Here is a 13,925-nt window from a genome sequence, read left to right as displayed (position 1 = left end):
ACCTATGAGGGCTACGCCGGCACAGCGGCGGTATGGTCAAGCAGCAGCTCGGTCTTCACCAGGACGTGGGCGATGCGATCGAGGATCTGCTGCACATTGCGTTGCGCTTGCGCGCTGTCGGCCGACCAGGCGTCGGTGACGAGCCGCGCGCCGATGCACAGGCGCAGCGCAGCCTGCGGCACGCCGTCCGGTTGCTCCAGCCGCACCGGCTGGCCGACGAGACAGCGTTGTGCGGCAACCTGCCGGTCCGCAGCGCTCCCGACGATGTCGCCGTTCATGTCGCGCGCCAGCGCGCGATGAACGGTGCTGGTGTCGGCGATGGACACGGGCTTGCCGTTACGTAGCAGCGTGAATGGAAAGATCGTACGCTGCGCGAACTCCTCATCGTCCGCATCCGCCTTGTCGAAGGCTGCGGGTACGGCGCGCAGCGACGGCGACAACGCGATCATGCTGTCGATGCCGGCCGCAAGCTCGGCGACCGCCCTGGCGCGGAACGCCCCGGGCACGGCGTAGTAGTTGCCGATCTCGACCAGCGCCGCTTCCCAGCGCAACCATTGGCCGAAATTCGGACGCCGTTCAAAGCGCGAGCGCAGCGCCGTCCATGTCATCGGCCAGTCGCAACGGCCGACATAGTCGAAAAGGCCCGGCGCGATACCTTCAATCCGGTCGAGCGCGCGCGACAGGCCCTTCGGCACCAGCAGCGCACCGCTGAAGGCAGGCCCGCCAAAGAACTTCGAGCCTGTTATCAGCACCATGTAACCGCGATCGAGATAGGAGCGCAGCCGCCGGCGGCCGAGCCGCGCCTGGCAGGCATCGACGACGACCTGAACCTTGCGCGGCCAGCGCCGCGCGATCTCATCGAGGCAGGCGGCACTCGGCGCGCGCCAGCCGAGCTTTGACGAATCCATGATGTGCAACAAAACGCGCCGGCCTTGCGCGAGGCTGTCCTCGGTTGCACGCATCACCTCGGCGTCCGCGTCGGTGCGCATCGCGAGGCCCGAATTGGCGTCGCGCAGCGGCACCGCGATGCTGTCGCCGGCGAGGCCCGCGATCGCAGCGTCCTTGCGCACCGCAACGCCGCTCGCCGTCATCGCGCTGAAATGGTGCCCGCGTGCGGTATGCGCCGTGCCGCTGCCGGTCTGGTCGGCCCCGACCACGATGGACACCGGCGGTCCGCCGAGCACCGCGTGCGCCAGGAACAAGGCATGGAGCTGGGAATCGGTACCCGACGGCGAGAACACGACATCGACGTGCGGCGGGAGCTGGAAGTGACCGCGCAATTCGTCGCGCATGTCCTCGCAGCGCCGGTCGAAGGCGATCTCGACCTCGTCGAACAGCGATTTGTGGACCAGCTCCTCGCGCGCCAGCGCGGCGCGGTCATAGGCCGCCTGCGAGATCGGCGATGCCGTAGATGAAGCGAAATTCCAGATCTCGGGTTCTGGGGACGGTCCGCAGCCATAAGCGTTGACGCGATCTCCGGGATCGAGCGCCAGCCGCTGGTCTCCGCCGGAGGCGAGCAGCGTATCCAGCGGCGTGAAGAGATCGCGCAGGCGATAGCGCGAGCCGCCCTCGGACGCTCGCTCGATGTCTGGCAGGCGGGATGCGCCGATGCTCATCCCGCCAGGCTCACGCCGCGTCGGCCGCAGCCGCAGGGGCCGGCGCGAATTGCGAGGCGATGTCGCCATGGAACACCCGCGGCAGGACGTGCCCGCCGAAGCACGGCGTGACCGCCACGAGTTGCATCCGATCCCACATCAATGGCTCCGCCCCCGCTCAAACCCTCACCAAGAGGTAAACAGGCATGGTTAATGGAACCTTAACGCGTGCTCCTACAGGAACTTGACGAGCGACAGCTGCGCGAGCTTTGAAGTGGTCTGGTAGGACGCCTGGAGCGCGTTCTGAAGTGACAGGATTTCGCTCGCCACCTGGTCCGGCGGGGCCGACTCGGCCTGGTCGATCATGGTCTGGAGCTGCGCCTTGGCCTGGGTCTGCCGCGCGGTGGCGTCCTTCATGGTGTTCTGGGCCATCGCGATATCGGTCTGGATGTCCTCGATTCGCTGCTGTCCAGGCTGCGGCGCAAGCGCCTGAGCCACCCTCTGGCTCAGCGCCGAGACCTGTCCGCTGGAATAGTTTCCGGCCGGCGAGGTCGAGAACGTGCCGAACACAGCGACTGCCTGCAACTGCCGCCGGATCGCGTCCTCATCGGCCTGTGCGCCATATTGAATCGTGATGGAATCGTCGACCCGTGCCACCGCGGTCGAGCGCGGCGAGCCGGGCCCGTCATTGCCGGTGTACCATTTCACTGTCGTGGCCGAGCCGTTCACCAGCGTCGTCGCCGAGCTCGCCGGCGAAGAGCCGACGCGCAGCGGCGGTTGCGTGGCGGTGATCGGCAACGTGCTGAAGCCGAGCGCACCCAGCGCGGCCACAGCGCCCGGGGTCGAGCCCGATATGCTCAGGCTCGCCGCATCATCGGTGTTGATCGTGATCGAACCGCCATGGACGGTCGACGGCTTCGAGGTCCCCGTGATCTGGTCGATCTTGCTCATCAGGGTCTGGATGCTGTCGGTGACGTTGAGCTGGTTGCCGGCCGCGCCTGACGCGACGAAGCTCAGCGTGGTGCCGTTGACCGTGATGGTGTCGCCGACAGCAAAACCGGGCGAGATCGAGTTCGAGGGAGCCGTGCCGGACAGCGCGGTCGCCCCGCTGATCGGTGCGGGCGGGGCCGCCTGGTTGTTCTTGGCAGTGCCGATCGCAGAGCTCGCGGTATTGAAGAAGTTGTCGCCGGCGGTCACGGCGGATGCCGCCACCAGCGAGGTGTTGGCGAGCTTCGTGATCGCGGTGTTCAGCGCCGTATTGAGGTTCGCGGCGGTGTTGTTGGGGATGGTCGGATCGATCGCGAAGCTTCCCGCCGGCGTCGGCGTCGCGCTGGACGCAGTCAGGTCGATCTGCTCGGTCGAGCCGTCCGGCAGCGTGAACTGAACGCTGAGCTTGTCGCCGTTGTTCGGGTTAACGCCGTTGAGATCAACGGAGAACGACACCGGCGAGCCGCTTGGGCCGGTGACCGTCGCGCCCGTCAGCGTCGACGAGACCGCGGCGATCTTCAAGCCGAACGGCGATCCCGCGACGTCCTCCGACACCTTCACCGAGCTCGGCGTCGGCTGCGTCTGCACCAGCCGGCCCATTCCGTTGGCACCGAGATCTGCGGCCTGGCGCTCCGCCATCACGGTCTTGAAGCCCGCCTGCGTCGTGGTGCCGTTGATGATGTCGCCGGCGTCGGTGACCGACGGCGTGTTGACCGCGGTTCCGGAGAACAGATAGCGGTTGCCGGACTGCGTGTTGAGGACGCCGATCATCGAGCCGAACTGGGCGGCCGCGGTGTTCTGCGCAACCGTTTGGCCGTTGACGTTGAGATCCTGCGACGTATTCGCGGCGCCCGTCTGCGCCGTGCTGCGGATCGTCGTCAGCGCCTGCAACGCCGTGTTGGTGAGGTTGATGTTGACGTTGACGTTGGTGATCGTGTCGGTATAGGCGTCGATGTTGGACAACTGCGCGCGCGAGGCGATCGCGAAGCCCTCGTTGGTGCCCATCCCCGAATAGTTCTGCGACAGCTTGCCGGTCGAGAGCTGCGTCGACAGATCCGTGAGCTGCTGATTGATGTTGCGGATCTGCGCGCCGAGGACCGACGAGGAGTAGTTGATGCTGCTGATCGACATGTTTCGTCGCCCCTACACTTGATACGCGCGGTTACCCTTGAGCCTGGAGCAGCGTGTTCATCATGCTTTGCACCACCGACATGAGATGGGCATTGGCCGCGTAGGCATTCTGGAGCTGGATCAGGTTCGACATCTCGGCGTCGAGATTGACGCTGGAGGTCGAGTTGAATTTCGCCTGGAGCGTCGAGACCACGACGCTCTGGCCCTGCTGGAGCTGCGTCGCCTGGGTCGATGCGTTGCTCTGGACGCTCAGGAATTGCTGAAGGTAGTTCGAGACGCTGCCGCTGAACGGCTGGCTCGCCGAACCTAGACCGGTCTGCGGCGAATAGGAGAACACAGCATTGGTGAGCTGCGAATAGAGATAGTCCGAGCGCGTGGTGTCGCCGGCCGGTGTCACCGGCGAGGTGCTATAGACCGACAGCCGGGTCGGATCGGTGGCGAGCTGCGTGTTCACCGCGATGCGCCCGGCAAGGCCGGTCATCTGCGAGCCCGCTGCCGTGATCGCGCCGGTGTAGAGCGCCTGACCGCCGTCGGTGAACAGCGGCAGCTGCGGACTGCCCGAGGTCAGCGAGGAGATCGTCTTGGTGATCGAGGACGAGTTGATCTTGGCGAGGCCGGTGCCGTCATCGGTCATCCGCAGCGTCGTGGCCGTGGCGGGCAGCGGCGCCGCGGAGAATGACAGGTGCGTGCCGGATAGCGCGGTGTTGAGCGCCGAGGCGATCGCGCCCATGCCGCCGGAGAAATTCACGCCGACCTGCATCGGGTTCGCATTCGTCGCGTTCTGGAGCGGCAACGCCGCCGGGTCGGTCACGTTGACCAGCGTAATCTGGCGCTGCGTGTTGGTCGTCGTATCGGTGTAGGTCAGGTTGACCGTGTTGCCCGGTGCGGCGCCGGCGAGATCGACGTCGAAGCCCGCCGGTGGGCCCGAGACCGTCGTGCCCGCCGTGGTCTTGTCCGACAGCGCGCTCGACATCGTCGCGGCGAGCTGGTCGATCTGGGTCTGCGCCTGCACCAGCGTCTGGTCGCGCAGCTTCAGATCCGCCGCGATCTGGCCGGAGGAGACCACGTTGTTGGCGACGACGTCGATCTGCGACCCGTTCGGAAGCTTGATGTTGAACGCGCCGACACCGGACTTGGCCGGATTGGTGTTGTAGAGCGAGGTCGCCGAGAGTGCGCCGGCGGAGGCGAAGGTGAATTGCGAGGCGAGCCCCGCGCCGACGAGTTGGATGCCCGTGGTGGTGTAGATGTTGGCCTGGTTCGATCCGTCGGTGGTGACGCGAACGTCGACATATTTGGACAGCGAGTTGATGGCCTGGTCGCGCTGATCCATCAGCGTTGCGGCGGACGGATCGCTCGAAGACAGGCCCTGTAGCTTGGTGTTGATGTCGGCGATCTGGTTCATCGCCGCGTTGGCCTGCTGTGCCGAGGTGCCGAGATCCTGCTCAGCGTTGGAGCGCAGCGACTGGATGCCCTTGGTGGTGACGTTGAGCTGCGTCGCCAGCGCCTGCGCCGCCCCGACCGCGACCGTCTGCGCCGACGACGAGCCCGCGCTCGTCGATAGCGCCTGGAGCGAGCTGGTGAAGTTGTTCAGCGCCGTTTCGAGCGTGCCGCTGCCACCGGGGTTGCCATAGACGTTCTGAAGCTGCTTCAGGATGTTGGCCATCTGGTCGGCGTAGCCGCTACCGCCGGTCTCGGTGCGAAGTTGGTTCTGCACGAAGGTGTCGAGCTCCCGGCTGACGCCGGTCGTCATCACCGACGATCCGAAGTCCGCGGTGGTAACCTCGACCTGGTTCGGCGTCTGGGCGACGTAACCCGGCGTCTGCGAATTCGCGACGTTCGACGAGACGATCGAGAGCGCGGCCTGGTTGGCACGCAGACCGCTCATCGCACTGGCGAGGGCTGAACTCAAACCCATGTTGACCTGCCGTCTTTGGTTACGTTACGCGCCGGCGGACCGATCAGCGCAACACGTTCAAGAGGTCCTGCACCATCGAATTCGCCGTCGTGATCACCTTGGTGTTGGCCGAATAGGCCTGCTGCGTCACGATCAGCTTGGTGAACTCGTCGGCGATATCGGTGTTGGATCCCTCCAGCGACGAGCCGCTGATGGTGCCCGAGGCGCCCGCGATCGCCGGGCCCGACTGATCGGTCACGGCATAAGCGCCGCCGTCCAATGCCTTCAGGTAGTTGGTGCCGTTGAAGTGCGAGAGCGTTACCGAGGCGAGATCGAGGTTCTGGCCGTTGGAAAAGGTGCCGACAACGAGGCCGTTGTTGTTGACGGCGACCGAGCGGAGCTGGCCGGCGGCGTAGCCGTTCTGCGTAATTGTGTTGATGGTCACCGCGCCGCTGGTGCTCGCAAATTGCGTCAGCCCGCCGGAGGAGAGGTTGAAGGCGACCGAGCCGAGCGACTGGCCGCTGACGCTGACGTTGTTGATGGTGATGCCCGAGCCGCTCGGCGAGGTGAGCGAGCCGTCACTGGCGAAAGCGAAGGTCTGGCCGGTGTTCACCCAGGCCGGCTGCGTGCTGCCGGTCGCACTGGGGTCGGTCTGGTAGAACAGGTTCCATGTATCGCTGTGTGTGCCGCCCAGTGCGGAACTGTCGGTCTTGGCCCAGCGCAACTGCAGGTTCACGGGCGTACCGGCCGCATTGTAGGCCGTCACCGCGCCGCCGCTGATCGACTCCTTGGTAAAGGTGGCGACGTCGCTGCCCATCACCACACCGGTTGCGGTCATGCCGGTGCCACGTGCCTGGGTCACCGGGCTCGTCAATCCAAGCGCGGAGAACGCGGGCGCCGTGCTCGTGATGTTGAGGTCCTGCGCCGTGCCGGTGTGGAATGTGATCTTGCCGTTCGAGGCGTTGATGGATGGCGCTACGCCCGTGGCGGTGCCGATCGCCGTGAGCAGGTCGCCGACGGTGTCGTCGGCGCGAACGTGCGTCGCGTCCTGCAGGCCGGTGCCCGCCGCAGTAATCGTGATTGTCGTCGCGGGGGAACTACCGACGATGATGGTGTCACCGGCCGCGAAGCTCGTTGTCAGCGAGTCGCTCGGCGCGGTGCCCGACAATTTCGTCGCACCGGTGATCGGACCGGGCACACTGTTGTTGGCACCCGCACTCGTGATGGTGGCGTCCGTGCGCGGAGGCGGACTGCCGACCGGCAGGGGGTTCGACGCGAGGAAGTCAGTCGGATCGAGACCACCATTGGCCAGCAGCGTGTGGCTCGCCGCTGTCGAGCTCGCCACCGTGTTCGGCGTTGTCGGCAGGTTCGCCGCATACTGGATCGAGGTGGTCGCCTGCGCCGGGACGAAGTTGTTCTGGAATTGCAGCACCGTCGGCACGCTGCCGGTCGGATTGCCCGTCTTCGGGTCGACCGTGACACCCATCAGATAGTAGCCGGCGCCGTTGATCAAATTGCCGTTGGCGTTGACCTGGAAGTCGCCGCGACGGGTGTAATAGGAGACGCCGTCGAACACCGGCACGTTGTCGACGACGCCGGTCGCCTTCTGCACCGAGAAGAAGCCATCGCCCGTGATCGCCATGTTGGTGGCGACACTGGAGCCCGAGATCGTGCCCTGCGTGGTGATCGTTGCCTGCGCATGCGCGGTGACGCCGCCGGCGACCTGCTTGTTGGGCACCGAGGAATCGGGAATGAGATCCTCGAAGCTGGTCCCGATGCCCTTGTAAGCGGTGGTGGATGAGTTCGCGATGTTGCCGGAAATGTTCTGAAGCGCGTAGGACTGCGCCTGCAGGCCACCCACCGAGGTGTTCATTGCATCGAAGATACCCATAACTTTGTCTCCAGATCCGATCTCGGCGGCCGGCAGACCAATGGCCGCATTCGGAGGAGACGTCGCAAGGCCTATGCCAATGCGGGTATTCTCAGGAAATCAATGACTTGAATAGAAAGGCCCCGGTCACATGACCGGGGCACAATTGCCGGGCCGGCAACAATTGCCGGGATTAAACGTCACCCAAAGCTCACGTAGCCGACGGCGACGCCGGGTGAAAGACCAGCCCGAAACCGTCGATGCAATAGCGCAATCCGGTCGGCTTCGGACCGTCATCGAAGACGTGGCCGAGATGGCCGCCGCAGCGCCGGCAATGCACCTCGGTGCGCACCATGCCGAAGGTGCGGTCCTCGGTCTTGCCGACATTGCCCTCGATCGGCTGGTAGAAGCTCGGCCAACCCGTGCCGCTCTCGAACTTGGTCTCCGAGGCGAACACCGGCAGATCGCAACCGGCGCAGGCGAAGACGCCTTTGCGATGCTCCTTGAGCAGCGGGCTGGTGCCCGGCCGTTCGGTTCCCTCTTTGCGCAGGATCTCATATTGCTGCGGCGTGAGCTGGGCCCGCCACTCGGCGTCGGTCTTCTCGATCTCGAACTTCTCGGCGGCTTGAGCCGGCGTTGCTCTCAGCCAGCGGAAGGCCGAAAGGCCGAACAGGCCGGCGACGGTCGTCAACAGGATGCGGCGGTCAAACATGTCTTTCTCCGTGCGCAGGAAGTTCACGCCCTGAGATACGGGTTCTAACGGCGGACGTTACACGTCCAGGCGGGAATTTTCTCAACTTATTGCGAGACGCCCTGCTCGTGGGAAACCGGTTCCGCCTCCTCCGTCGCAGCCGGCTGCGGCGTTGGCGCCAGCCGCGGCCGAACCTCGGGCGGCGGCGGACGGCGCGGGCCGGTGCCGGCGGCCCGGTTGGCCTCGGCCACCCGCGCCTCCCGTTCCCTGTCCTTGATCCGTGCCCGCTCGCGATAGCGGGCGAGCGACCCTGCAGCCGCCGAGCTCGTCCTGCCCCAGATGCCGACCAATTGGCCCGCGACCCGCCCGGTGGTGCCGCCGGCCCAGACCAGCTCGAACGGCGAGAACAGCTTCCAGCGCTCGTCGCCCCACAGGATGCTGCGCGCGATCAGCTGCCCGGCCATGGCGGAGGTGTTCATGCCCTGGCGGCCGAACCCGCTCGCCACCCACAGGCCTCTGCGCAGCTGGCCGATCTGCGGCATGCCGTGCACGGTCTGACCGGTGGCGCCGCCGAACGTCTCGGTGATCTCGACATCGCCGAGCCGCGGAAAGATCGTGCGGATCCGCCGCTTCACGCTACCTGCAAAGCGCTGCGGCCGCGCGGCCCAGGTGGTCTCCGGGCTCTCCCACATCAGGCGGTCGCCGTCGACGATACGAAAATGATCGACGCCGTCGGAATCCATCACCGATCCCTTGAAGCCGATGATCTCGTGCAGGCGCTCGCCGAGCGGCGCGGTGATTCCGGCGTAGCGCCAGACCGGCAGCAGTGTCTCCGACAGCCGCCGCAACGGCGCGCCGAGATGGATGTTGCCGGCGAGCACGATGTGCGTCGCGCGCAGCCGCGCCGACGGCGTGACGATGCGCTTGCGGATGCCGGAATGATCGATGCTGACGACCGGCGTATCCTCGAAGATGCGGGCGCCGGCGCGCCGCGCCAGCGCGGCCAGGCCGTGCACATATTTGCGGCCGTCGACCTGGAACGCTTTGGGGTAGTAGACGCCGTGGAAGTAACGATCGGTCTTGAGCGCCGCGCGAACGCGATCGACCTGCCAGCCCTCGGCCTCGGTGTCGAAATCCTCGTTCAGCATCTGGAGCCGGCTGATCAGCCGGTCGCCGGCATCGACGTTGGAGACCTCCAGCACCCCGTCTGTGAGGCCGATGCCCGGCATGTTCTCTTCGGTGGCATTGGCGCGGACGAACTCGGCGCCCTGCTTCGAGAGCGTCCACAATTCGCTGGCGTCCTCAAAGCCGATGCGCTCGATCAGCTCGGTGAGCGGCAGCGCGAAGCCCGGCGTCACGGCGCCGAGCTGGTTGCCGGAGGCGTTCCAGCCGACATGGCGGCCCTCGAGCACCGCCACGCTGGCCCCGAGCCGGGCCGCCTCCAGCGCAATGGAGAGGCCGGCAAGCCCCGCCCCGATCACGCAAATGTCGGCGTCGAGATCGAACGACAGCCGCGCACGTTCACGAAAGCCGGCTTCTTCCTGGGACACGCTTGTGAAAGTCTCGCTCATGTCATTTTTGTTAACGGAGCAATCTTCTTAAAGGACCAATCGGGCGCTTGTCACCTTGTCCTCAACCGACACCTGTAGATTATCCTTTTAGATTATCCTGGACGTGGAACGATTCGAGAATGCCATGCGCCGTTTGATGCTGCTGCGTCACGCCAAGACCGAGACCCACGCGCCGAGCGGCCGCGACCAGGACCGCCGGCTCGACGACCGCGGCCAGCGGGATGCCGCCGAGATGGGCGACTGGATCGCCGCCCACCCAGCCGTGCCCGAGACTGTGCTGGTGTCGCACGCCGTCCGCGCCCGGCAGACCTGGGACATCGCCTGGCAGGCGATGAAGGACCGCGTCGCAGCGCCGCAGGTCGAGATCCTGCCGGAGCTCTACGGCGCTGATCCCGCGCAGATTCTCGAAACCATTCGCACTGCAACGATTCCCGCCAACCCCAGGCAATTGCTGCTGGTTGGGCACAATCCGGGCATGCACGAGGCCGGCCTGATGCTGATGGGCAGCGGCGATCGGGCCGGCGCCAAGGCGCTTGCCGACAATCTTCCTACCGCGGGGCTTGCGGTCCTCGACTTTGACGTCAAGGATTGGGGTGACGTGGCCTACCGCCGCGGCAAACTGGTGCTGTTCGTCAGCCCCAAGTTGCTTCGACTGGGATGAGACGCGCGGGCACCGTCTCGACCGGTTGATCCAGCTTGGTCCCAGGATCTTGACTGGAAGATTTGGAGGCGCAGATGTTCAAGTCCATCCTCGTACCCATCGACCTCGCCGATACCGATCTCGCAAAACCGGCGATCGCGACCGCGGCAACGCTGTCGCAGAACTGGGGCGGATCGATCCGGCTGCTCAATGTGCTGCCGATGACGCCGGTGATGCTGGCCGAATACGTCCCGGCCGATTTCGACGAGCAGCAGCGCCAGACCTCGGAAGAGGCACTCGCCATCGTCGCCCGCGAATCCGGCATCGACGCCTCTCACATCTCCAGCGTGGTGCGCCAGGGCGGCATCTATCACGAGATCCTGGAGGAAGCCGTGCACATGAAGGCCGATCTGATCGTCATGACCTCGCACCGGCCTGCGATGCGCACCTATTTCCTCGGCTCCAATGCCGGGCATGTGGTGCGTTATGCCAAGTGCTCGGTGCTGGTGGTGAGACACTAAACGCGGAGCAAGGTCGTGAAGCAATGGTGGCGGAGATGGACCTACGAGGTCCCGCTCGCAATTGGCGATGCATTGTGGGAGGTGCTGGTCGTGCAACTGGCCGCGCTGCTGGATAGGCTCACGGTGCGGAAGGTCATCGCCTTCATCCCCGTCGTCATCCTCATAGCCGCCTACTATCACAGCATCCCGATTCCGCCGGAACTGATGCTGATCGGCGATTTCCTGGCCTATATCGACATCTTCTCGGTGCTGTTCCTGCTCGGCGTGCTGAGTCGCATCACGACGATCTTGTTCGTCGTGAAGCAGGCGGCGGCCCGCATCGCATCGCTCGCAGGCCACGTTGCCACGCAATTGCAGCGCCTCGATGTCCGGCACCGGCGGCAACGCAGCACTCCGATGCGGCCTCGCCGCAAGCCTGTCCAGTCCGAGGACGATGGAGCTTTTGGCGGCGTGTGGGGCCAGGTCGTGTTGGCCTGATCCTGGCTACAAGGTCTTGCGCTGCCCGACGGGCAAAACACCCGAACTCTCAGTCAATCCGCATCACAAAAAATATACCGCTTTACCGAAATTCGGAAACGGCGTATGTGTCGCGCAACCCGGCCCAAGGAAGAGGGGCGTATCGCGATCGTCACGAACGCGGGCCGGATGGCGGTGGACGTGGGTCACGTCGGCGCGAAGGGTTTTGCAGGGGGGGCAACCGTGAGCGAAGGCCTCGCGCATACGACCGGTGTGATCCGCGTACGGCAAAATCGTGTGGTCCTGGCGCCCGGAGCCTGTGCGTCAAGATTTGCGCTGATGCGTTGTGTCCAACCGGACATGCGTATCGATCATCCGCAAGGCGACGGGGGCAATAGTGCATCGCTCCCCGGGGAGAGCACGACATAAGCCGTAAAGCCACTGCGCAGGGAAGGCCGGATGTCCTGGCTTCACCTGTATGCCGCTGTGCAGCTTTTCGTAGCGCAAATTCGCACAGTGGACCGCGGGTGCCAGCCGGCACCCGGTTTTCCCTGCGCCCTCTTTCAATTGAGGGCAAGGCGACGAAGCAAAGCTCGGGCGAGATCAGCCGCGAGAAGGCGAAGGCGTGTCTAACGTCGAGCAAAGGTCTCGTGCCCCGGACGCAGCGCAGCGCCACTTCAGCGGTGCGCTGCTGAGCCGGGGCCCATGCGGCAGCGAGCTCTGCGGCTTTCTGGGTCCCGGCTCTGCGCAGCAGCGTAAGAACGCTGCAGCGCGTCCGGGACACAGGCGAAGGGGCTCACAGATACCGCGTCAGCTCGTCCTTGAACTGCCCGTAGACGGCGTCTTCGATCTGGCTGCGGTTGATCCCGATGTCGCGCAGGGCGCGGTCGTCGAGCTCGTTCAGCGTCTTGACGGCGGAACGGCGCTCCAGGCGGTCGAACAGCGCATAGGCAGCGGTGGCGAGCGTGCCAAAAAATCCGCTCGACGAGGATGGGCGCAAGCTCCGCCCGGCAGTTTGCGAGATCGTGGTCATTTTTCTTCTCCGGCCTTTGGTCCTGCGCGGCGAAGCGGATGCCGTTGGCGCAAACGCCTGAGCGCCTGCACCTCATTTGCCGTCGGATTGCTCTCGCTTTCCTCGGCTCAATCGCGGACCTTGATGGAACTTAAATGCTCCAGTACATTGCTCGGAGCAAGGAAAACATTGCTCTCGGTGCAATATGTCCAAGTTTGAGTACGTGAAGCTCGCGGATGCCATTGCCGCGGATATCTCTAACGGCACGTTAAGAGCCGGCGACCGGTTGCCGCCGCAGCGCAATTTTGCCTATGACCGTGGCATTGCGGTCTCGACCGCGAGCCGCGTCTACACGGAGCTGTTGCGCCGCGGGCTAGTGGTCGGCGAGGTCGGCCGCGGCACCTTCATCTCCGGCGACATCAGGCGCGAGATCGAGATCATCACCGAGCCGCGCGATGCGCGTATCGATTTCGAGGTCAACTATCCGCTCCTGCCGCAGCAATGGGCGATGATCGCCAAGAGCCTCGCCGGGCTCGAACGGGTCGACGCGCTCGAATCCGCGCTGCGCGCATCGACCAGCACCGGCACCAAGAGCGCGCGCAATGCGGCCGCCGCCTATCTCGCGCGCAAGGATTTCACGCCGCAGGCCGAACAGATCGTGTTCACCGCCAATGGCAAGCAATCGCTCGCGGCCGCGCTCGCAGCACTCGTACCGACCGGCGGCCGATGCGGCGTCGAGGCGCTGACCTACCCTTACGTCAAGAGCATCGCCGCGCGGCTCGGCATCACGCTGGTGCCGATCCCGATGGACGAATTTGGCGCGCGGCCTGACGCGATCCAGAAGGCGCATCGCGAGGCGCATCTCTCGGCGCTGTATCTTCAGCCCATCATCCAGAACCCGCTCGGCGTCACCATGAACGCGACGCGGCGCGCCGACATCATGCGTGTCGCCGAGAAGCTCGATCTCACCATCATCGAGGACACCGTCTACGGCTTCCTCGCAGACGACACGCCGCTCGCGGCGCTGGGACCCGATCGCTGCATCGTGCTCGACAGCCTCTCAAAGAAAGTCGCGCCGGGTCTGGCGCTCGGCATCCTCGTCGCGCCGCCTCACTTGCGCGAGACCGTGATGAGCGCGGTCCGCACCGGCGGCTGGATCGCCTCGGGCCACGCGCTCGCGTCCGGTCAGCGATTGATGGCCGACGGCACCGTCGCCGAGCTGACCCGGCTCAAGCGCATCGACGCCGCACGCCGCCAGCAGACCGCGGCACGACTGCTCGCCGGTTACCAGATCGCCGCCGATGCGCGCTCCTATCATCTCTGGCTGACGCTGCCATCGCACTGGCGTTCGCAGACATTCGTTGCCGCGGCGGCCCGGCGCGGCATCGCGCTGACGCCGTCCTCGACCTTCGCGGTCGCGCACGGCCATGCCCCGAATGCGGTGCGGCTGGCGCTCGCCCCGCCCTCGTTCGAGCAGCTCGATTCCGGGCTGCGCACGATTGTCTCGCTGCTCGGCACCAAGGAGGAAGATTTCGACTCGACGGAGTAGCCCCTCGC

Annotated in this window: 12 protein-coding genes; 4 read left to right on the top strand and 8 right to left on the bottom strand. The window is 65.5% G+C overall.

Annotated features, from left to right (window positions below):
- Positions 1-11: 11 nt before the first annotated feature.
- The 7 genes from FXB38_RS13495 to FXB38_RS13470 form a co-directional block, all read right to left on the bottom strand.
- A complete protein-coding gene (locus tag FXB38_RS13495) occupies positions 12-1,616 on the bottom strand; it encodes a hypothetical protein (RefSeq protein WP_148751338.1) in 1,605 nt (534 codons plus the stop codon).
- Between the two features lie 10 nt (positions 1,617-1,626).
- A complete protein-coding gene (locus tag FXB38_RS44610; protein WP_283812727.1) occupies positions 1,627-1,755 on the bottom strand; it encodes a hypothetical protein in 129 nt (42 codons plus the stop codon).
- 74 nt (positions 1,756-1,829) lie between these two features.
- Positions 1,830-3,713, bottom strand: a complete 1,884-nt coding sequence (locus tag FXB38_RS13490) for a flagellar protein (protein WP_148751337.1) — start codon at positions 3,711-3,713, stop codon at positions 1,830-1,832.
- 31 nt (positions 3,714-3,744) lie between these two features.
- Positions 3,745-5,628, bottom strand: a complete 1,884-nt coding sequence (flgK, locus tag FXB38_RS13485; protein ID WP_148751336.1) for a flagellar hook-associated protein FlgK — start codon at positions 5,626-5,628, stop codon at positions 3,745-3,747.
- Between the two features lie 43 nt (positions 5,629-5,671).
- The gene (locus tag FXB38_RS13480; RefSeq protein ID WP_148751335.1) at positions 5,672-7,498 is read right to left on the bottom strand and encodes a flagellar hook protein FlgE; all 1,827 of its coding nucleotides are present in this window, start codon (positions 7,496-7,498) and stop codon (positions 5,672-5,674) included.
- A 190-nt stretch (positions 7,499-7,688) separates the two neighbouring features.
- Entirely contained in the window at positions 7,689-8,189 is a 501-nt protein-coding gene (gene msrB / locus FXB38_RS13475) for a peptide-methionine (R)-S-oxide reductase MsrB (protein ID WP_148751334.1), read from the bottom strand.
- An 86-nt stretch (positions 8,190-8,275) separates the two neighbouring features.
- Entirely contained in the window at positions 8,276-9,739 is a 1,464-nt protein-coding gene (locus tag FXB38_RS13470) for an NAD(P)/FAD-dependent oxidoreductase (protein ID WP_148751333.1), read from the bottom strand.
- A 124-nt stretch (positions 9,740-9,863) separates the two neighbouring features.
- Here FXB38_RS13470 and FXB38_RS13465 point away from each other — a divergent pair, with 124 nt between their 5' ends.
- The 3 genes from FXB38_RS13465 to FXB38_RS13455 all read left to right on the top strand — a co-directional run bounded on the left by FXB38_RS13465 (position 9,864) and on the right by FXB38_RS13455 (position 11,377).
- Entirely contained in the window at positions 9,864-10,400 is a 537-nt protein-coding gene (locus FXB38_RS13465) for a SixA phosphatase family protein (protein WP_187434849.1), read from the top strand.
- A gap of 74 nt (positions 10,401-10,474) precedes the next feature.
- On the top strand, positions 10,475-10,900 hold the full coding sequence (locus FXB38_RS13460) for a universal stress protein (protein WP_148751331.1): 426 nt from the start codon (positions 10,475-10,477) through the stop codon (positions 10,898-10,900).
- 15 nt (positions 10,901-10,915) lie between these two features.
- Positions 10,916-11,377 carry a hypothetical protein gene (locus FXB38_RS13455; RefSeq protein ID WP_148751330.1) on the top strand — a complete coding sequence of 154 codons (462 nt, stop codon included), beginning with the start codon at positions 10,916-10,918 and terminating at the stop codon, positions 11,375-11,377.
- Between the two features lie 775 nt (positions 11,378-12,152).
- Here FXB38_RS13455 and FXB38_RS13445 read toward each other — a convergent pair.
- A complete protein-coding gene (locus FXB38_RS13445; protein WP_148751328.1) occupies positions 12,153-12,389 on the bottom strand; it encodes a DUF1127 domain-containing protein in 237 nt (78 codons plus the stop codon).
- Between the two features lie 184 nt (positions 12,390-12,573).
- Here FXB38_RS13445 and FXB38_RS13440 point away from each other — a divergent pair, with 184 nt between their 5' ends.
- Positions 12,574-13,917 carry an aminotransferase-like domain-containing protein gene (locus tag FXB38_RS13440; protein WP_148751327.1) on the top strand — a complete coding sequence of 448 codons (1,344 nt, stop codon included), beginning with the start codon at positions 12,574-12,576 and terminating at the stop codon, positions 13,915-13,917.
- Positions 13,918-13,925: the final 8 nt, after the last annotated feature.

The organism is Bradyrhizobium cytisi (assembly GCF_008123515.1).
Classification (GTDB): Bacteria; Pseudomonadota; Alphaproteobacteria; order Rhizobiales; family Xanthobacteraceae; genus Bradyrhizobium; species Bradyrhizobium cytisi.
This window is presented reverse-complemented; position numbering and strand designations above follow the sequence as displayed.

What these genes read in the sequence shown, in the direction of transcription:
- FXB38_RS13495 (WP_148751338.1), bottom strand. Translation starts at nt 1,616, where the DNA reads ATGAGCATCGGCGCATCCCGCCTGCCAGACATCGAGCGAGCGTCCGAG.
- FXB38_RS44610 (WP_283812727.1), bottom strand. Translation starts at nt 1,755, where the DNA reads ATGTGGGATCGGATGCAACTCGTGGCGGTCACGCCGTGCTTCGGCGGG.
- FXB38_RS13490 (WP_148751337.1), bottom strand. Translation starts at nt 3,713, where the DNA reads ATGTCGATCAGCAGCATCAACTACTCCTCGTCGGTCCTCGGCGCGCAG.
- flgK (WP_148751336.1), bottom strand. Translation starts at nt 5,628, where the DNA reads ATGGGTTTGAGTTCAGCCCTCGCCAGTGCGATGAGCGGTCTGCGTGCC.
- FXB38_RS13480 (WP_148751335.1), bottom strand. Translation starts at nt 7,498, where the DNA reads ATGGGTATCTTCGATGCAATGAACACCTCGGTGGGTGGCCTGCAGGCG.
- msrB (WP_148751334.1), bottom strand. Translation starts at nt 8,189, where the DNA reads ATGTTTGACCGCCGCATCCTGTTGACGACCGTCGCCGGCCTGTTCGGC.
- FXB38_RS13470 (WP_148751333.1), bottom strand. Translation starts at nt 9,739, where the DNA reads ATGAGCGAGACTTTCACAAGCGTGTCCCAGGAAGAAGCCGGCTTTCGT.
- FXB38_RS13465 (WP_187434849.1), top strand. Translation starts at nt 9,864, where the DNA reads ATGCGCCGTTTGATGCTGCTGCGTCACGCCAAGACCGAGACCCACGCG.
- FXB38_RS13460 (WP_148751331.1), top strand. Translation starts at nt 10,475, where the DNA reads ATGTTCAAGTCCATCCTCGTACCCATCGACCTCGCCGATACCGATCTC.
- FXB38_RS13445 (WP_148751328.1), bottom strand. Translation starts at nt 12,389, where the DNA reads ATGACCACGATCTCGCAAACTGCCGGGCGGAGCTTGCGCCCATCCTCG.
- FXB38_RS13440 (WP_148751327.1), top strand. Translation starts at nt 12,574, where the DNA reads ATGTCCAAGTTTGAGTACGTGAAGCTCGCGGATGCCATTGCCGCGGAT.